The sequence below is a fragment of the Brevibacterium sp. GP-SGM9 genome (assembly GCF_047300845.1).
GTDB lineage: Bacteria > Actinomycetota > Actinomycetes > Actinomycetales > Brevibacteriaceae > Brevibacterium.
In genome coordinates, this window is the sequence record NZ_CP178563.1 from 1064270 (window position 1) to 1082635 (window position 18366).

The window sequence follows — 18366 nt, forward strand, 5'->3', positions numbered from 1 at the left end:
GGTTCATCAGAGTTCTCAGCCGAGCGGGCCCGGCTGAGATTTCACGCAATCAGGCCTTTGCGGTTTCCTTCTTCGGTGCCGGCTTCGAATTCGCCGCCTCGACGAAGTTCTTCCGCGGCACATCGAGATCGGCCAGCGGCATGCTGTCGCGACCGACGACGGCATTGATGATCCAGTTGCCGAAGACCTTGACCTTGCGGTCGACCGTCGGGATCGCGTAGCCGTGGTAGGCGCGGTGCATGAGCCAGGCGAGGACTCCGCGAGCCTCGAAGTCGCCCATCTGGGACACGCCCTTGTACAGTCCGAGGCCAGCGACGGTGCCAATGGTCTTATGGAAGTACTGCTTGAACTCGGTCTCTCCGCGCAGAGCGGCGAGAACATTGGCTGCCAGCACCGGGGCCTGACGCACGGCGTGCTGTGCGTTGGGCACGCAGTAGCCGCCAACGCCGCCACCGGAGAGATCGGGCACGGCGGCATTGTCGCCGGCCGCCCAGGCGCCCTCGACGACGCCGTCGTCTCCCTCGACGCGGAGGTCGGCACGCACGGTCACGCGACCGCGTTCGTCCAGGGGCAGATCGGAATCGACGAGGATGGGGTTGGCCTTGACACCGGCCGACCAGACGATCGTGTCGGCGTCGAATTCCTCACCGTTGGAGAGCTTGATGTGCTTGTCGGTGCAGTCCTGGAGGAAGGTCTCGAGGTAGACGTCGATGCCGCGTTCGCGCATGTGCTCGACGACCCAGCGGGCCTGAGCCTCGCCGACCTCGGGCATCACACGATCGAGGGCCTCGACGAGCACGAAGCGCACATCAGCCTCGGTCAGCGTCTCGTACTGAGCCACGGCGGAACGGACGACGTCCTCGAGCTCGGTGAGCAGCTCGATGCCGGCGAAGCCGCCGCCGACGAAGACGAAGGTGAGTGCCTTGCGACGCTCTTCGTCATCTTCCATCAGCGAGGCATCGGCCAGACGCGAGAGGAGGTGGTCACGCAGGGCGACGGCTTCTTCGATGCGCTTGAGCGCGATCGCGTGCTCCTTGAGACCCGGGATCGGCAGGGCGCGGGCGACGGAGCCGGCGGCCATGATGATGTGGTCGTAGTCGAGCTCGAAGGCCTCGTCGTTCTCAGGCTCAACGGTGACGAACTTGTCGGCGTGGTTGATCGAGGTGACCTTGGCGGTGATGACCTCGGCGCCGTTGAGGTTGCGGCGCAGCGGCACGACGGCGTGGCGAGGTTCGATCGAACCGGCTGCCACCTCGGGGAGGAACGGCAGGTAGGTCATGTACGGGTTGGGATCGACCACGGTGACGGTGGCTTCGCCCCGTCCGAGGTTCTTCAACAGATTCTGTGCGGTGACGAGACCGAGGTAGCCGCCACCGACGACGAGGATTCGAGGACGCAGTTTTGAGTTTCTGATGAGTGCCATATCCCCATCCTAGGCCCTTGTGAAAACTTTCACTAATTGTTTCTGCGACGGATGCCGATCCCCCAGATCAGAGGCACCGGAAGCGTCAGCTCGGGCCGCGGACCGCTCGCGCAGGAGAGGCAGCGGGCCTCGAATCACCTGCGGCGGCGGAGGAAGACCACGGTCGAGATCACGAGCAGCACCACCGCGACCAACCCACCAGCGGCCAACACGGAGAAGCCGAGCTTCGGAGTCGATTCCGAGGCCGCGACGTCTGTGGGCGCCACCGCCTTCGGACTCTCATCCTCGGCCGGGGAAGCCGTTTCGGTCTCGGTGGAGTCGGCATCGCCGCGACGGTGCATCTTCACCCAGTCGGCGAGTTCCTCTTCGGCCGAGGGCACGGACTTCGGGACATCGGACTTCAGCGCCGCCTCGGGGTCGAGTCGCCCCCAGCCGACGATCGGATCGGGTTTGTCCTTCTTGCTCGTGCCTTTGTGCCCGGAGACAGGCTCGGCGCTCGAGAGCAGTTTGGCACGGACCTCGTCGGCGGACAGGTCCGGGTCATCGGCGCGGATGAGCGCGGCGACCCCGGAGACCACGGGAGAGGCGAAGGAGCAGCCCTGACCCTCCGCGTATCCTCCGGAGTAGTACGGGATCGGAATGTCGGCGGCCGGTCCCATGAGGTCGACTGCGGTTCCGGGGGCCGTCGAGTCGGCGAGCACCTTGCCGTTCTCACCGAGGCCGCCCACGCCGATGACGCCTGGAACGGTCGAGGGCGACCAGGCCTGCGTCGCTCCCTGAGAGGCATTGCCGACGCAGGCGACGATGACGACGTCCTTCTCATACGCGTAGGCGAAGGCCTCGTCCCAGCTCTCGGGCCAGGCCGGGTCGTCCCAGCCCAGAGACATGTTGATGACCTGGGCGCCCGAATCGACGGCCCAGCGGATCGCCTTGTCGGCCTGTTCTCGGGTGGACCCCGACTCCTTCGGCCGGTCCGGGCCCAACCACATCGAGGCCGAGAGGATGTCGGCATCGGGAGCTACGCCCATCGGCCCGGCGCCTGTGCCCTGGCCGGCGATGACACCGGCGACCGCGGTGCCATGGTGGATCGTGGACTTCCCGCCGATCGGGGTGGTCCCGTCCTTGTCGAGTCCGCTGAAGTCCTTGGCCTTGCTCACGACTCCTTCGAGGTCCTCGTGGTCGGAATTCACTCCGGAGTCGATGACAGCGACCTTGACACCCTTGCCGGTCGACTTCTTCCACATCTTGTCGATGCCGTAGTCCTTGATGAACCACTGCCCCGGGCCTGCCTCGGGAGCGGCCAGGGCGGGCTGCGTCGTGCCGATGACGAGTCCGAGGACGAGGGTCCCGATCACGGTGAGCCTGGTGCTCCGTTCAGCGACGTTCCCGCGACTCACACGTGAGGCGCGGGAACGCAGAATCGAGGGCCGGTTCGGCTTCACGACTGCGAGCGCGCAAGATCGAGCGCTGTGCCGTCGAGGATGTCCGTTTCGGAGATCATGATGTCGAGGTCTCCCCCGCCGGCCTCGACCGCCTCGGCGATCCGGGCGATGACCCGGGAGAACAGGAGTCCGCCGGCGGCGATGACGTCGACGCGTCCGGGATGCATATACGGCAGCGCTGCCCGGGCTTCACGGTCCAGGCTCAGCAGCTGCCGGGCCTCGGCGTCGACGTCCGAGACGCTGAGACGGGCCCCGTGGATCTTCTCCCGCTGGTAGCTGTCGAGACCGAGGACTCCGGCCGTGATGGTGGTGACGGTCCCGGCGACACCGATGAACGTGCGCGGGGCTGCGAAATCGACGACCTGCGCCGCCTGGTCGAGCTGCGCGTCGATGTCGGTCAATGCTGTTCGGATCTGCTCGTCGTTCGGCGTCTCCACGGGCATGTGACGTTCGGTTAGTCGCACCGAGCCGATGTCCATGCTCACGGCGGCCTCGACGTCCCTGGTGCCGAGGACGAGTTCGGTCGAGCCTCCGCCGAGGTCCATGACGAGGAACGGGCCGGCTTCGGTCGGCAGGTCTGCGGTGGCGCCGAGGAACGACAGGCGTGCCTCTTCGTCGCCGGTGACGACATCGGGGACGACGCCGAGGATGGAGAAGATGCCGGCGAAGAATTCGTCACGGTTGCGTGCGTCTCGACTCGCCGAGGTGGCGACGAACCTCAGCTTCTCCGGCGCATACTCCGCGGCCACCTCGGCGTATTCCCGAGCCACGGCGAAGGTGCGTTCGAGCGCTTCCGGAGCGAACTCCCCCGTCGCGTCGACCCCCTGGCCGAGACGCACGATCCGGGTCTCCCGACGCAGGTCGGTCAGGGTGCCGTCCTCGGCGACATCGGCGATGAGCAGGCGGAGTGAGTTGGTTCCGCAGTCGAAGGCGGCTACACGCATGAGTGTCCTACTCTTTCGTCTCGGAGACAGGTGGCACATCGGTCATGAAGGAGATCGCACGGTCGCCGATCGGATTGGTTCCCGGCCCGGCGGCCAGGGAATGCCCGACGAGGGCGTGGAGGCATTTGACCCGGGTGGGCATGCCGCCGGCGGAGTAGTCCTTGATCTCGACCACCTCGGCGATTCCCGCCTTCTCACCGATCTCGGAGCGCGTGGCGAGGTAGGCGGAATGGGCCCGCGCATAGGCGGTGGAGAGCTCTTCGTCCTCGCTCAGCTCGGTCGTCCATTCGGCCATGATTCCGGAGGCTTCGAGGCGCGAGCATTCGGCGACGTAGGCCGGGTGGGTGAGGTAGAAGGTCGTGGGGAACGGAGTGCCGTCTTCGAGGCGGGGCGCGGTCGCCACCACGAGCGGGTCACCGGAGGTGCTGCGTGCGGCGATGCCGACCACTCCGCGGGGAACGCGTCCGAGCTGGTCCTCGAGCTTCGCGAAATCCGCCTCGGTGCAGTCTGTGATCATCAGCCCTTCTCCACTGTATTGCCGACCTCTTGAATTGACTCCAGCAACTCAAGGTACCAGGCTTGCTTGCGAACCGGGCGATCCGTATCCGAATCGTCATCCTCGATGGCTTCCTGGTTCGTCACGATGACTGCGTTCTTCCCCTCCTCCACGTAGTACTGGTCCTCGCGGGCCTTGCGTTTGATGTAGTCGGGGTCCTTGAGGTTCTCGTTCTTCTCCTCGAGGCTCTGGACCTCGGACTTCGTGGTTTCGATCTCGTTGTTCAGGGCCGCGATCTGCTGGGCCTGCTTGAGTGCGGAGTTGATGGGTGAGAGGAATGCCAGGAGCACGATGGCGATGACGGCGAGGAATATTCCGGTGCGCCAGGAGAGCCGACGGCGGTGCACCTCGGCGGTGGTGTCGGCCTCGACGACCGGTGTCGGGCGTCGACGGGGAGTGGCTCTGCCCGGAGCCGATTTGGGGGCGCTTCTTCTGGGCTTGCTCGGAACCATGACTCTTTCCTCTGCGGCCGGGGATGGGGAAGGCGGACGCAACACATCCAAGTCTGCCGTGCCCCGGGTGAAGGTGCGAGGATTTGCGCCGCGTGGCGTGTTCGATTCCCTCACGGCCTCGCGCGCGTCGCGGTCATCGTGCGCGTCGCCGCCGCTGCGCGCGTCGCGTAGCTGCGATCGTCGTCGCCGCTGCGCGCCGCATAAACACACACATGTGACATAACCTCGCGGGCCCCCGGTAGGTTATGTCATTTTCAAGTAGGTATGCCGTTCACAAGCACTCCAAATGACCGAGGCACGACGCCATTCGGCCGCGAAGACGTTCGCACAACCCACCTCACGACCACCCCGCCGCATACCAGTTTTCCACAAACTTATCCACAGTTTTATATGTTTTCATTGCCATTCGTTGCCGTTTGATGCACCTTAGGACCATGTACAAACTGCTGCGCACTCACCAGATCACCCGGCTCGGCTTCACTCATCGAGACATCCGCCGCGCACAATGGTGTTGCCTCCGTCGACTCTCCTACGGCGTGTACCTCGTCAAACACGTCTGCGAGGAGAAGGCTCATCGACCGCTGTGGGCGAGCATCGAGGCCAATCTCCACGAACCATTTAAGGAATACGGAGACATCCGCGACGAGACCGCGGCACTCAACGCCTCGGTGATGGCGCGTTTCGCCGTCCGACAGCGACGCAACAGCGACGATCCGGACTCCTCTCGCGAGCCGGAGATCTTCTCACATATCTCCGCCGCTCTCATCCACGGTCTGCCTGTCGCCTACCCGGTCACCCGGCAAGCCGAGGTGATGCGGCTGGGCATCAATCGCCGGTTCAAGAGCATTCATGTCCGGGGCGGCATGATTCCCCGATCACACCACCAAATGATCGACGGCGGCGAAGTGACCACGCTCGAGCGCACCCTCGTCGATGTCGCACGCAGCTATGGCCTCGACATCTCGGTGACCATGCTCGACGATGCGCTGCACCGAAAGATGACGACGAAGGAGAGGATCCGTGTGGTCTTGGCTCAGTGCCGTGAGAAGCGCAATACGAAGAAGACTGTGCTGGCTCTCGAACTCGCCGACGCACGGCGCGAATCGCCTGCGGAATCGATCGCCGCGGTGCGCTTCTATCAGCACGGCATCCGCGGCATGGAACCCCAGGTCAAGTTCTGGGCCGAATCCTTGGGCCGAACCATTCGCGTGGACTTCTGCCATCAGGCAGCTCGCCTCATCGTGGAGATCGACGGGATCGGCAAGCTCTACCTCGGCTCGGGCGTCCCTCGCGATGAGCTCGAGAAAGAGCGACGCCGTGAGCAGTGGCTCCGCGATCGAGGGTGGCGGATCATCAGGGTCAGCTGGAAGGAGCTGTTCAGAGACGCCAGATTCTTCGAAATCTCACGGGCCATCGCCTCGTCGCGAAAGGCTCCCGCGTGAACGACAAAAACCGCGAGTGACACGTCCTACAGTTGCACCCGTAGGACATGTCACTCGCGGTAGGTTATGCGGCTAGAAGCTCACACGGCGCGGCGTGAGGACCGCGGCTTGCGGCCCCGAACGACCCGTGGCATCGCCTCAGCCGCGGCATCGCCTCAGCCGTCGAAGCGCGGGAAGGCGCCGCGACCGGCGTAGCGGGCGGCGTCGCCGAGCTGCTCTTCGATACGCAGCAGCTGGTTGTACTTCGCCACACGCTCTGACCGGGCAGGAGCACCGGCCTTGATCTGACCTGCATTGGTCGCCACGGCCAGATCGGCGATCGTCGTGTCCTCGGTCTCGCCCGAACGGTGCGAGATCATCGTCGTGTACCCGTTGGTCTGGGCCAGGGCCACGGCATCGAGGGTCTCGGTCAGGGTGCCGATCTGGTTGACCTTGACCAGCAGCGAGTTCGCGGTCGAGTTGTCGATGCCGCGCTGCAGGCGCTCGGGATTGGTCACGAACAGGTCGTCGCCGACGAGCTGGACCTTTGAACCGATCGATGCGGTCAGCGTCGCCCAGCCGTCCCAGTCGTTCTCGTCGAGGGGGTCCTCGATCGAGACGAGCGGGTACTTGGCGAGCAGCTCCTCGTAGTAGGCGGCCATCTCCTCGGCGGTCTTCTTCCCGCCTTCGAAGTCGTAGACGCCGTCGTTGCAGAACTCCGAGGAGGCCACATCGAGAGCGACGGCGATGTCACGGCCGGGACGGTGGCCGGCCAGTTCGATGGCTTCGAGGATGAGGTCGAGAGCGGCGGCGTTGGACTCGAGGTTCGGCGCGAAGCCGCCCTCATCGCCGAGACCGGTGGAGAGTCCGCGGTCCTTGAGAACGCCTTTGAGCGCGTGGTAGACCTCGACGCTCCACTGCAGGGCCTCGTGGAAGCTCGCCGCACCGATCGGAGCGATCATGAACTCCTGGATGTCGACGTTGGAGTCCGCGTGGGATCCGCCGTTGAGGATGTTCATCATCGGCACGGGCATGACATGGGCGTTCGGTCCACCGAGGTAGCGGTATAGCGGAAGGTCCGCGGACACGGCGGCCGCACGGGCCACGGCCAGGGAGGTGCCGAGCATCGCATTGGCGCCGAGTCGGGACTTGTTGTCTGTCCCGTCGAGCTCGATCAGGGCCTGGTCGACAAGGCGCTGATCGTCGCTTTCGAGGCCGACGATGACCTCGTCGATCTCGTCGACGACGGCTTCGACGGCGTTGGCGACGCCCTTGCCCAGGTAGCGCTCCGGGTCACCGTCGCGCAGTTCGACGGCTTCGAACTCACCTGTGGATGCGCCGGAGGGAACTCCGGCACGGCCGACGGACTCATCGGCCAACAGCACTTCCACCTCGACGGTGGGATTTCCCCGGGAATCCAGGATTTCACGGGCGTTTGCGGCAACGATCTCAGCCACTGATTACTCCTTCGCAATTGGTTTCACATGGGGAACATGTGCCTGTCGAACAGCTTAATGCACCGCGCCGCCGGGCTCACGCCGGTTCCGCGGATGCCGCCGGCCCGAGCAGAGCCGACCGCAGCCGGTCCGGGGTCGCGGGGTCCATCCCGTGTGCCAGCAGGTAATCCTCGACACCGCGGGGACCGTACTCGTCGGCGAGCTGGTCGAGGATCCGATCGAGGAGTTCCGGCGGTGCCGCCGTCGCGGTCTCGGCGAGATTGCCCGAAATGCCGGCATCGGAGAAGTTCCTGGTGATCGACTCGAGAAAGCCACCGGAGAGATGCGTGGAGGTGATCGCGTATTCCTCGATGATGTCCTGCCTGCCCACGCCGAGGAGGTCGAGCAGGAACGCGGCCACCATGCCGGTCCGGTCCTTGCCGGCCGAGCAGTGGAACACCACTCCCGTCTCTGCATGTGCGGCGACGGTGTCGACGGCGAGCGCGAGCCTGTCGCCGAAGTGAGCGATCATCAGATCGTAGATTCGACCGAGCGAGCGGTCGCTGAGGTCCATCCCGGTGGCCTTCGCCGCGGCCTTCATCTCCTCCCGACTCAGCGGTGTGGTGGGGAAGAAGTGGTCACCGAAGATCGGGAGTTCGATGTATTCGACGTCGAGTCCGGTCAGCGCATCCGGCAGCTTCGACCTCTCCCCGATGTCCCGGAGGTCGACGACGGTGCCGACACCCAAGGACCCGAGATCCGCCCGTGCCCGATCGGTCAGCTGGGCGAGCCCGTCGGCGCGGAAGATCTTTCCTCGGCTGACGGTCGAATCCCCCGCCGAGGTGGGGGAACCACCGATGTCACGGAAGTTGAAGGTGCCCTCGATATCGATTCGCTCCAGACTCACCGCTGCGTCTCCCCCGCTGTCTTCTCCTCGGCCTTGATCCGTCGGTATTCGCGCTCAACGTACTCGAGCGCGGGCATCTCACCGTCCTTGCCGTCATCGCCGAAGGCCAGCGGATGCCGGCGGATGAGCTTCTGCTCGAGGCCGTCGAGGATGAGACCCAATGTGTGTCCGTAGTCTTGAGAGTCGCTCTCGTCGAGCAGGGCGGAGTGGAAGAGGACCTGGTAGAAGACGTCGCCGAGCTCTTCGACCACGGCCGCCCGATTGCCTGCACTCGCCTCGGCGGTGAAGCGGTCGAGGGCTTCGACGAGTTCCTCTGTCTCCTCCCGGGCGTACTTCTCGAGACTCGTGTGATCCTGGATGCTCGACCACGGGCAGCGCCTGCGCAGGGTCGCCATCGCCTCGATCACGCCGTCGGTCCGCGCTTGGCTCACGTCCGTTCCCTTCCCTCCGACACCGCCGGAATCATCGGAATCACCGACTTCGCCCGAATCTCTCCGGTCATCGGTCCGCTGACAAGAAGGGCCCCCATCGCAGCTGCGATGGGGGCCGACTTCTTCATTACTTGGTGAACTTGTCCTTGACGTCTTCGCCGAAGTCCTTGACCTTCTCACCGACATCCTTGGCCTTGGCCTTGAGCTGATCGGTCGCGCCTTCGGCCTTGAGCTCGTCATCGCCGGTGACGTCACCGACGGTCTCCTTGGCCTTGCCGCCGAACTCTTCGGCCTTGTTCTCGAACTTGTCGTCAACGCCCATGGCAGATCTCCTTGGTCGAATGGAGCGGATTTTCCCGTGCTTCGCACTCTACGCCATGAACGCACGCCCGGGGGAAATCGCGTGCGAACAGCCATCGACTTCTCAGAGACCGCCGCGACCGCCGACCGCAGTGGCGGTCACAGCAGCGGCCGGTCGAGCCCGCCCACCCTCAGGAGAGTCGAGATCGCTCGGTCACTCCGAACCGGCCTCGACCGCCTCGGAGGCGACGACGGGCACGATCGCGTCGAGGAACTGATGGGCCCAGCGCAGGATGTCCGAGTCCGTCATCTCCTTCGCATCGAAACCGCTGCCGGCCTTCGGCTTGGGCACCAGCACCGACCGGATCGCGGGTTTGAGCAGGGACTTCGGGTACAGGCGTTTGAGCCGCACGACCTGGGAATCGGCGAGTTCGAGAGGTCCGAAGCGAATGAAGTTGCCTTGGCTGACGATGTCGTTGACGCCCGAGGCCTTCGCTCGGATCCGCAGCCGGGCGACGTCGGCGAGGACGCCCACCGGCTCCGGGTAGGGACCGTAGCGGTCGACGAGTTCGTCAAGGACCTCCTGCAGCTCCTGCTCGTTCGCCGCCGCCGCAAGCTTCCGATAGGCCTCGAGTCGCAGCCTCTCGTGATCGACGTACTCGGCGGGCAGGTGAGCGTCGACGGGCAGTTCGATGCGCATATCGGCTTCGGGCTCGGTGTCCTCGCCGCGGAACTTCGCAACCGCCTCACCGACGAGCCGGACATAGAGGTCGAAGCCGACCCCTTCGATGTGTCCGGACTGCTGACCGCCCAGCAGGTTGCCGGCCCCACGGATCTCGAGGTCCTTCATCGCCACCTGCATGCCCGCACCCAGCTCGGTGTGGGCGGCCAGGGTCGTCAGCCGATCGTGGGCGGTCTCGGTCAGCTGCGTCTCCGGCGGGTAGAGGAAGTAGGCATAGGCCCGTTCCCGGCCGCGTCCCACCCGACCGCGCAGCTGGTGGAGCTGCGAGAGGCCGAAACGGTCGGCATGGTCGATGATCAGCGTGTTCGCATTCGCGATGTCGATGCCGGTCTCGACGATGGTCGTGCACACGAGCACGTCGTACTTCTTCTCCCAGAAGTCGACGATGACCTGCTCGAGGCGGTGTTCGTTCATCTTGCCGTGGGCGATGGCGATCCGCGCCTCGGGAACGAGTTCGGCGAGGTGGCCGGCCACAGACTCGATGTCGCTGACCCGGTTGTGGATGTAGAAGACCTGGCCCTCGCGCATGAGTTCGCGTCGGATCGCAGCCTTGACCTGCTTGTCCTCGCGTTTACCGACATAGGTCAGCACCGGGTGGCGCTCCTCGGGCGGAGTCGCCAGGGTCGACATCTCACGGATCCCGGTCACCGCCATCTCCAAGGTGCGCGGGATCGGGGTCGCCGACATCGCGAGCACGTCGACGTTCGTGCGCAGCGCCTTGAGCGTCTCCTTGTGCTCGACGCCGAAGCGCTGCTCCTCATCGATGATGACGAGCCCGAGATCCTTGAACCGCACCTCGCCGCTGAGCAGCCGGTGGGTGCCGATGACAAGGTCGAGGGTGCCCGCCGCGAGATCCTCCTTGGCCTTCTCCGAGGCCTGTTTGGTCTGGAAGCGTGAGAGCGCCCCCACAGTGACTGGGAACCCCGAATAGCGTTCGGCGAAGGTCTCATAGTGCTGCTGGACGAGCAGGGTGGTGGGCACGAGCACCGCCACCTGCTTGCCCTCCTGGATCGCCTTGAAGGCCGCCCGAACCGCGATCTCGGTCTTGCCGTAGCCGACGTCGCCGCAGATCAGTCGGTCCATCGGGACCGGCTTCTCCATATCGGATTTGACCTCGTCGATGGTCGTGAGCTGGTCGGCGGTCTCCACATAGTGGAAGGCGTCCTCGAGCTCCCGCTGCCAGGGAGTGTCGGGGCCGTAGGTGTGGCCGACCGTGGCCTGACGTGCCGAGTAGAGGCGGACGAGTTCGCCGGCGATCTCCTTGACGGCCTTGCGCGCCTTGGCCTTCGTCGTCTGCCAGTCGGCGCCGCCCATCTTGTTCAGACTCGGGCTCTCCCCGCCGACATAGCGGCTGACCTGGTCGAGAGCGTCGCTGGGCACGTACAGGCGGTCCCCGGGCTGGCCGCGCTTGGCCGGGGCGTATTCGATGATGAGGTATTCGCGGGTGTGCTTGTCCGCACCCCGACCCGAGGTCCGCTGGGTCATCTCGACGAATCTGCCGACCCCGTGCTGGTCGTGGACGACGTAGTCGCCGGGAGCGAGGTTGAGCGGGTCGACCTGGTTGCGCCTGCGCCGGGTGGGCAGTCGGCGCATGTCCCGCGTCGAAGTGGCCGCCGCGCGGCCGAGCACATCGGCTTCGGTGAGCACCGCGAGTCGGAGGTCGTCGAAGACGAAGCCGCCGAAGGACGCGGCCGTAGTCACGGTGACCAGCGCCTCGGGGAGGTCGGTGGGATCGTCGACGAAGGTCGCGGGCACTCCGGCTTCGGAGAACACCTCGACCATGCGGCGTCCCGGACCCTGACCCTCGGTGAGGACGAGGATGCGCCACTTCTCGTGGACGAGGCCTTTGACATCGGCGAGGATCGCCTCGACGTCTCCTGCGTAGCCCTTCGGGGCTCGTGCGGGGATCGCGAAGACATTCTCGGTCGGCGAGACGAGCTCCTCATCGGTGGCGAAGCCGCCGAGGCGCCACCAGGCCAGACCGATCAGGCCGGCCCCCTCCTCCATCTCGGCCAAGGTGCGGAAAGTCGCCGCCGAGAGGTCGATCGGAGTCTCTCCCCCGCCCGCGGCGCCCGACCAGGCGGCCTCGAGGAACTCGTTCGTGGTCTCGACGAGATCGGCCGCGCGGGCTTCGACGCGTTCGGGCTCGGTGACGATGATCTTCGTCGCCGCCGGCAGCAAGGCGATCATCGGCTCCATACCGTCGGCGAGCACGGCGGACAGGGACTCCATGCCTTCGACGGCGATGCCGCCGGCGATCTTCTCGAGCATGTCGGCCGCCGCCGGCAGGCTCGGGGCCAGATCGGCCGCGCGCTGCCGCACGGACTCGGTCAGCAGCAGCTCCCGGCAGGGCGGGGCCGAAAGCTGCAGGGGTCGATCACCCTCCTCGGCGGGGATCGAACGCTGATCGCTGACGGAGAATTCGCGGATCTCATCGACCTCGTCGCCGAAGAACTCGATGCGCAGGGCGTGATCGGCCGTGGTCGGGAAGATGTCGACGATGCCGCCGCGCACCGCGAACTCCCCTCGGCGCGAGACCATGTCGACGCGGGAGTAGGCGAGTTCGGTCAGCCGTTGCGCGAGGCCCTCGATCTCGCAGTCGTCACCGACGGCCAGCTCCACCGGTTCGATGTCCCCGAGGCCTTTGGCCAGCGGCTGGAGGAAGGCGCGCACCGGCGCGATGATGAATGTCAGCTCCCGGCCCGGAACGGGATGGGCCAGGCGGCGGAGGATCTCAAGGCGCTGGCCCACCGTGTCCGACCGCGGGGACAGCTTCTCGTGCGGCAGGGTCTCCCAGCTGGGGAAGACCGCGATCGTCGACTCCGGAACCCAGTCGGCCAGGGACGCGGCAAGGTCCTCGGCCTCTCGCGTGGTCGCGGTGACGATGAGCTGAGGCGCCGAGGAGGCCTGCCCTTCGGCACCGGCCAGGACGGTGCGGCGCAGGATCGAAGGCCACAGGCCCTTGATCGCGTCGATCGTTCCGCCGGTCGTGCTCGCATCGTTGAATGCTTCGACGAGGCGGGTGATGGTCGGATTGCGGCGTGTGAGATCGAGTCCGTTGAGCACCACACGATTCTAGTCCACGGCACGGACACCGCGCAGGCGCGGCAAAGGCGGACCACCTCGGCGCGGGAGGGCGGGTACTGGACTCTAAGCCGGGAGCGAAACGTGTGAGGATGAGACCATGGTCACAACGAGAACCGTCCTTGCGGGCTTGGCCGCGACGGCGCTGCTGCTGTCCGGGTGCACCGCCGAGGGCGATGACGAGGTCGCTGTCGCCGAACGCTGGGACTTCCACACCCGCCCTGAGCTCGACCCGCCGAAGGTCGATATCGACTCGACGACCATGCCGTCCGACGACGAGGAGCTCGAGACCTTCATCGCCCCGAAGGGTCAGACCGACGCCGATGACACCTCCTGGGTCGGCGGGCTCATCCTCGATTCCGCGGGCGACCCCCTCTGGATCCGCGGGAACTCCGGACAGATGTGGGACCTGCGGGTCCAGGAGTACCAGGATGAGCCGGTGCTCACCTGGTGGGAGGGTCTGGCGGAGACCCCTCACACGGCCGGGGAGGTCGTCGTGCTCGACGACAGCTATCAGGAGATCGCCCGCGTCGGCATGGGCGGTCAGCTGCCCACGGACACCTCCGATCTGCACGAGACGACGATCACCGACGACGACACGATGCTCCTGCTCTCCTATATCAAGACGCAGACCGATCTCAGCTCTGTCGGCGGGGCCACCGACGGCTGGGTCTGGGAAGGTGTGGTCCAGGAGGTCGACATCGAGACCGGAAAGCCCCTCTTCGAATGGCGCTCGCTCGGCGACGTTCCCGTCGATCAGTCGGAGGCCCCACTCAAGGACGGGGAAGGCACTGAGGAGGAACCCTTCGACTACATCCACCTCAATTCCGTGTCCGACGACGACGGTGGGAAGTCCCTCCTCGTCTCCGCCCGCAACACCCATGCCGTGTACCAGCTCGACCGGGAGTCGGCCGATCTCAACTGGGTCCTCGGCGGCAAGGCCACGGACTTCGAGATGAGCGAGGGTGCGACCTTCGCCTGGCAGCACGATGCCCAACGTCAGGACGACGGGACCCTGACCCTGTTCGACAATCATGCGGCTCCGCGTCTCGGGGACACCAGGGGTCTGCGACTCGACGTGGATGAGAAGAGCAGACGCGCCGAGGTGGTCACCGAGTATCCGGCCCCCGACGACCGGTCCTCGGGCAGTCAGGGAAATCTGCAGGAACTCGACAACGGCAATGTCGTCGTCGGGTGGGGTTCGCAGCCCTACGTCTCGGAGTTCACGAAGGACGGGCAGCTGCTCTCAGATCTCACCTTCACCGGCGGGTCGAACTACCGGGCCTACCGCTTCGACTGGCACGGCAGGCCCACGGCACCGCCGACGGCGACGAAGTCCGAGCCCGAGGCGGGAGTGACGCGGATCCACATGAGCTGGAACGGTGCCACGGACGTGGCGGCCTGGCGGATCCTCAGCGGCGATGACGAAGAGAATCTGAATGAGACGGCCGTCGTCGACCGTCAGGGCTTCGAGACCGCCGCCGATGTCGAACCGGAAGGATCGCGGATCATCGTCGAGGCCCTCGATGACGACGGCGAGACGCTCGGCTCTACTCGGGTGCGGCCCGGAAACGGCTGATCCGATCCGAGCGGGATCGACAGAATCGATCCGACCCGGGAACGACCGAATCGATCCGACCGGGTGCGGTCGGTTCGATCTGACCGGGTGCGGGTGATTCTCTGCGCTCACGAACGGCGGTTCAGGGGTGCGCAGGCCCGAACATCTCGAGTCTGTAACAGGGTTAACGGATCGGTCACGATTGTCCGGCACCCCCGGTTTTTCGGGGTTCTCCAATCTTCATGACCCACAATTGGACCATGAGTTCCAAACAGTCCCATCGCTTCTCCGCAGCGGAATCCCAGTTCCTCTTCGGCACCGAATCCCCCTCCTCGGAATCACCGCAGGTCGCACAGCTGCGCACCACCGTCGACCGCAACCATCACCTCTCACGCTTCGTCCCGGTCATCGTGCTGTTGGCGATCATGTGGGTCGTCGAGATCGTCGATGCGATCCTGCCCGCCGACCTCGATGTCCTCAGCCTGCAGTCGTGGAACCCGCTCTCGCTCTACGGCCTCGTCACCTCGCCGCTGCTGCATTCGGACTTCGGCCACCTCATGGCCAACACGTTCCCGTTCCTCGTCCTCGGACTGTTCATCGCCTTCGAAGGCGCCCGCAGATTCTGGCTGGTCACCGGCATCACCGCACTGGCCTCCGGCCTCGGCGCGTGGCTGACGACCTGGCCCGGACATCACATCATCGGCGCCTCGGGCATCGTGTTCGGGTTCTTCGGCTACCTCGCCGTACGCACCTGGTTCACCGATGACGTCATCCGCAAGATCATCTACTTCGCGATCGGCCTCATCGTCTTCGTCACCTACGGCGCCTCGATGGTCTTCGGGATGCTCCCGCAGGGCGACGGCATCTCCTGGCAGGGCCACCTGTTCGGCTTCGCCGGCGGCGTCTTCGCCGCGTGGCTGCTCCACCGCAGGCGCCCGGAGCTCGCCGCGACGAAGAAGTGACGATCGCGGGCTCGGTCAGCCGTTCCCCGCGCCTGTCTCAGCGCGAGTGAAATCGCTGTTGGACCGCCTCGAGGCCCTCGTTGATGAGCATCTCGACGGCGTCGGCGAGATCCGAGACGAAGATCGGCAGCGTGGTCCGTTCGTCCTTGGAGAAGGGTTTGAGCACGTAGTCGGCGGTGTCCTGCCGACCGACCGGTCGCCCCACCCCGGCGCGGATGCGCAGATAGTCCTTCGTCCCCAGCACCGAGGTCATCGAGCGCAGTCCGTTGTGGCCGCCCTCTCCCCCGCCGCGCTTCGCCTTGATCGTGTCGAAGGGGATGTCGACGTCGTCATGGACGGCGATGATGCGCTCGGGTGCGATCGAGTAGAAGTCGGCGAGCTGTCTGACCGGTCCGCCCGACTCGTTCATATACCCCGTCGACGTGCCGAGCACCACCCGCGGTCCGGGCAGACCGGGCACTGTGCCGGTCGGCAGCCGGCTGGTGCCGACGTTCGAGCGCAGCTTCGTGCGGGTGAGGGTGACTCCGATGCGGTGAGCGAGTTCGGCAACGACCATCTGCCCGATGTTGTGGCGGGTCGATTCGTACTTCGGGCCCGGATTGCCCAGACCGAACACCAGCCAGGCTTCGTTCGTCATCGCCGTCCTTCACTCCTCGTATGCTTGTGGAACAAGTTCGGTGGGCCGTTGACTCAACGACCCACCGAACTCTCGACTCAGGCTGCGTCCCCCACATCGGCGCAGCCGATGCGCGGGAGCAGATGAGTGAGATCACTCCTCGTCGGAGGACTCATCTCCTTCGGAGTCGCCTTCCGACGACTCGCCTGCGGTCTCTTCGCCCTCTGCGGTCTCTTCGTCGGTCTCATCCGCATCGGACTCGGTGTCCATCTCGGCCTCTTCGGAGACGTTGACGACGAGCAGCTCGGGATCGGCGACGAGTTCGACACCGGCGGGCAGTTCGATCTGACCGGCGAGCAGGTGCTCGCCTGCGGGACGACCTTCGACGGTGACCTCGATGAGCTCGGGCAGCTTGGTCGCATCGGCCAGGATGGCGACGGTCGACTCCTCCTGGGAGACCATGGTTCCCGGAGCGGCTTCGCCGATGACGTGGACGGGCACGTCGACCTCGATCTTCTCACCGCGCTTGACGATGATGAGGTCGAGGTGTTCGATCTCGCGGCGGACGGGCTCGATCTGCACGTCGCGGGCGATGGCCAGCACGTTCTTCGAGCCGTCGGTGCTCTCGATCTCGAGCAGGGCGTTGGCGTGCTTGAGGGCCATCATGGTGGCGTGGCCTTCGAGCGAGATATGGACGGGATCTCCGCCGTGGCCGTAGACGACCGCGGGGATGCGTCCGGAACGACGGATGCGGCGGGCAGCGCCCTTGCCGAATTCGTCACGGGGTTCGGCGATGAGTTTGAAGTCAGCCATTTTCTCTCCTTCGTGGTGAGGTATTCATCAGCACCACGGCGAAACAGCCACCATCCGCACGGAAGGCTGCGTTCATCGGCCCGTGTTCGGGCCGCGCAGCTGCGTGGGTCAGGACCGCGTCGATCACGGAGACAGGAGTCTCCCTCGCCGAGGCAACCAGCTCAGTCTACGGCAGAGTCCTCGCCGCTTCCAATTCGGCCGGTCACCGCTTCGGCGCAGGCTTCGAGGCCGGTCTCGGTGAGCAGTATGTCGTAGTGGTTAGTGCCCGGAACGTCGATGACGCTCATCTCCGGCCACCTCGCCGTGTAGTCTGCGACCAGTTCGGGAGGGTAGAGCCCCGGTTCGGCGGCGACGAGATCCCGCTCGGCGAACAGGAAGGTGACCTCGGCCTGCCTGCGCTCATCGCCCATCACCGTCTCGAGCGCCTGCACGTAGTCCTGTCCTGCGTACATATCGGCCGAGTCGGACTGCATCGCCTCGATCGAGGTCGAGGGTTGGAAGCTGTGGTCGTCCTTGGCCGCGAGGTCGTAGACGAAGCTCTCCGTGGCGACGGTGTCGAGTCCGTCGACGAAGGCCGGGTGGGCGGCGAAGAAGGCGAGGTACTCCTCGACGCTGGCGAAGCTCATCGCCAGACGCTCCGCGGCCGGGCCGAGCACGGCCGCGATGAGGTCGTCGGTGTCGAGCTCCTCATCATTGAGATCATCGAGCGGATCACCGTGCGCATCGGCAACGGGCAGGGGAAGTCCGCCGTCGATGAGCACGGGTCCGCGAAAACGACGGGCCGCCTCGGCGGAGGATTCCGCATCCGCCGCGGTGCCGGCCACGGTCATCGCCACGAATCCGCCCATGGAGTGCCCGACGAGGGTCACCGGCCCTTCGGGGGCGAAGGCGTCGACGGCGGCACGGACATCCGCGGCATGGACGGCCATGCCGTAGGGGCCGGGCAGCAGCCGGGAGTCCGCACGCCCGCGCAGGTCGGGGCCGATGATGCGCACCCCGGGCAGGGCGGAGACAAGTCCGGCGAAGAACAGATGGTTCGAGGTGATGCCGTGGATGACGCACACCGTGGGCACGCGCCCGGGTTCGGCGGCCATCGGCTCCCAGACCCCGACGGACAGCTGCCCGCCGGTCACGTCGACGCGGTACCGGTTGTAATCGTGAGACGACATCGTCGCGGTTCCCTTCGCTCGGTTGCCTCCAGTGTAGAACGAACCCCGAACCGCAGGTGCGGTTCGGGGTTCGTCAGAGGGCCGGTCGGGCCTCCGCGGTTCAGATCGGG

The 18366-nt window shown here is 65.8% G+C and carries 16 protein-coding genes; 3 read left to right on the forward strand and 13 right to left on the reverse strand.

Going from position 1 to position 18366, the window contains the following annotated elements; translation table 11 throughout:
- Positions 1-49 precede the first annotated feature (49 nt).
- The 5 genes from ACH82I_RS04825 to ACH82I_RS04845 all read right to left on the reverse strand — a co-directional run bounded on the left by ACH82I_RS04825 (position 50) and on the right by ACH82I_RS04845 (position 4817).
- Positions 50-1423, reverse strand: coding sequence for an NAD(P)/FAD-dependent oxidoreductase (locus ACH82I_RS04825; protein ID WP_230743456.1), 1374 nt, complete (start codon positions 1421-1423; stop codon positions 50-52).
- A gap of 134 nt (positions 1424-1557) precedes the next feature.
- Positions 1558-2778: a S8 family serine peptidase gene (locus ACH82I_RS04830; protein WP_413335874.1), complete on the reverse strand. Its 1221-nt coding sequence runs from the start codon at positions 2776-2778 to the stop codon at positions 1558-1560.
- Positions 2779-2861: 83 nt separating this feature from the next.
- On the reverse strand, positions 2862-3809 hold the full coding sequence (locus ACH82I_RS04835) for an exopolyphosphatase (RefSeq protein WP_413335876.1): 948 nt from the start codon (positions 3807-3809) through the stop codon (positions 2862-2864).
- Between the two features lie 7 nt (positions 3810-3816).
- Positions 3817-4326, reverse strand: a complete 510-nt coding sequence (locus ACH82I_RS04840) for a DUF501 domain-containing protein (RefSeq protein ID WP_230743453.1) — start codon at positions 4324-4326, stop codon at positions 3817-3819.
- Positions 4326-4817, reverse strand: coding sequence for an FtsB family cell division protein (locus ACH82I_RS04845; RefSeq protein ID WP_230743452.1), 492 nt, complete (start codon positions 4815-4817; stop codon positions 4326-4328). Before ACH82I_RS04845 ends, ACH82I_RS04840 begins: the two co-directional genes overlap by 1 nt.
- A gap of 434 nt (positions 4818-5251) precedes the next feature.
- On the opposite strand from ACH82I_RS04845, the gene ACH82I_RS04850 reads away from it, so the two are divergent.
- The gene (locus ACH82I_RS04850) at positions 5252-6259 is read left to right on the forward strand and encodes a DUF559 domain-containing protein (protein WP_413335879.1); all 1008 of its coding nucleotides are present in this window, start codon (positions 5252-5254) and stop codon (positions 6257-6259) included.
- Positions 6260-6414: 155 nt separating this feature from the next.
- Here ACH82I_RS04850 and eno read toward each other — a convergent pair whose 3' ends face one another.
- From eno to mfd, 5 genes are all read right to left on the reverse strand, one after another.
- Positions 6415-7695 (reverse strand): phosphopyruvate hydratase, encoded by a 1281-nt coding sequence (eno, locus tag ACH82I_RS04855; RefSeq protein WP_413335881.1) that lies wholly within the window; start codon positions 7693-7695, stop codon positions 6415-6417.
- A 76-nt stretch (positions 7696-7771) separates the two neighbouring features.
- Entirely contained in the window at positions 7772-8581 is an 810-nt protein-coding gene (locus ACH82I_RS04860) for a tyrosine-protein phosphatase (protein WP_413335883.1), read from the reverse strand.
- Positions 8578-9012 (reverse strand): MazG nucleotide pyrophosphohydrolase domain-containing protein, encoded by a 435-nt coding sequence (locus tag ACH82I_RS04865; RefSeq protein WP_230743448.1) that lies wholly within the window; start codon positions 9010-9012, stop codon positions 8578-8580. Before ACH82I_RS04865 ends, ACH82I_RS04860 begins: the two co-directional genes overlap by 4 nt.
- A gap of 127 nt (positions 9013-9139) precedes the next feature.
- The gene (locus tag ACH82I_RS04870) at positions 9140-9334 is read right to left on the reverse strand and encodes a CsbD family protein (RefSeq protein WP_230743447.1); all 195 of its coding nucleotides are present in this window, start codon (positions 9332-9334) and stop codon (positions 9140-9142) included.
- Positions 9335-9526: 192 nt separating this feature from the next.
- Positions 9527-13123: a transcription-repair coupling factor gene (mfd, locus tag ACH82I_RS04875; protein ID WP_413335885.1), complete on the reverse strand. Its 3597-nt coding sequence runs from the start codon at positions 13121-13123 to the stop codon at positions 9527-9529.
- Positions 13124-13238: 115 nt separating this feature from the next.
- On the opposite strand from mfd, the gene ACH82I_RS04880 reads away from it, so the two are divergent.
- Positions 13239-14717, forward strand: a complete 1479-nt coding sequence (locus ACH82I_RS04880; RefSeq protein WP_413335888.1) for an arylsulfotransferase family protein — start codon at positions 13239-13241, stop codon at positions 14715-14717.
- 239 nt (positions 14718-14956) lie between these two features.
- Positions 14957-15658, forward strand: a complete 702-nt coding sequence (locus ACH82I_RS04885; RefSeq protein WP_413335890.1) for a rhomboid family intramembrane serine protease — start codon at positions 14957-14959, stop codon at positions 15656-15658.
- Between the two features lie 37 nt (positions 15659-15695).
- On the opposite strand, the gene pth is transcribed toward ACH82I_RS04885, so the two are convergent.
- The 3 genes from pth to ACH82I_RS04900 form a co-directional block, all read right to left on the reverse strand.
- Positions 15696-16295 carry an aminoacyl-tRNA hydrolase gene (pth, locus tag ACH82I_RS04890; RefSeq protein ID WP_230743443.1) on the reverse strand — a complete coding sequence of 200 codons (600 nt, stop codon included), beginning with the start codon at positions 16293-16295 and terminating at the stop codon, positions 15696-15698.
- Between the two features lie 132 nt (positions 16296-16427).
- Positions 16428-17087 (reverse strand): 50S ribosomal protein L25/general stress protein Ctc, encoded by a 660-nt coding sequence (locus ACH82I_RS04895; protein WP_413335893.1) that lies wholly within the window; start codon positions 17085-17087, stop codon positions 16428-16430.
- A gap of 161 nt (positions 17088-17248) precedes the next feature.
- Positions 17249-18256 (reverse strand): alpha/beta hydrolase, encoded by a 1008-nt coding sequence (locus ACH82I_RS04900; RefSeq protein WP_413335894.1) that lies wholly within the window; start codon positions 18254-18256, stop codon positions 17249-17251.
- Positions 18257-18366 lie beyond the last annotated feature (110 nt).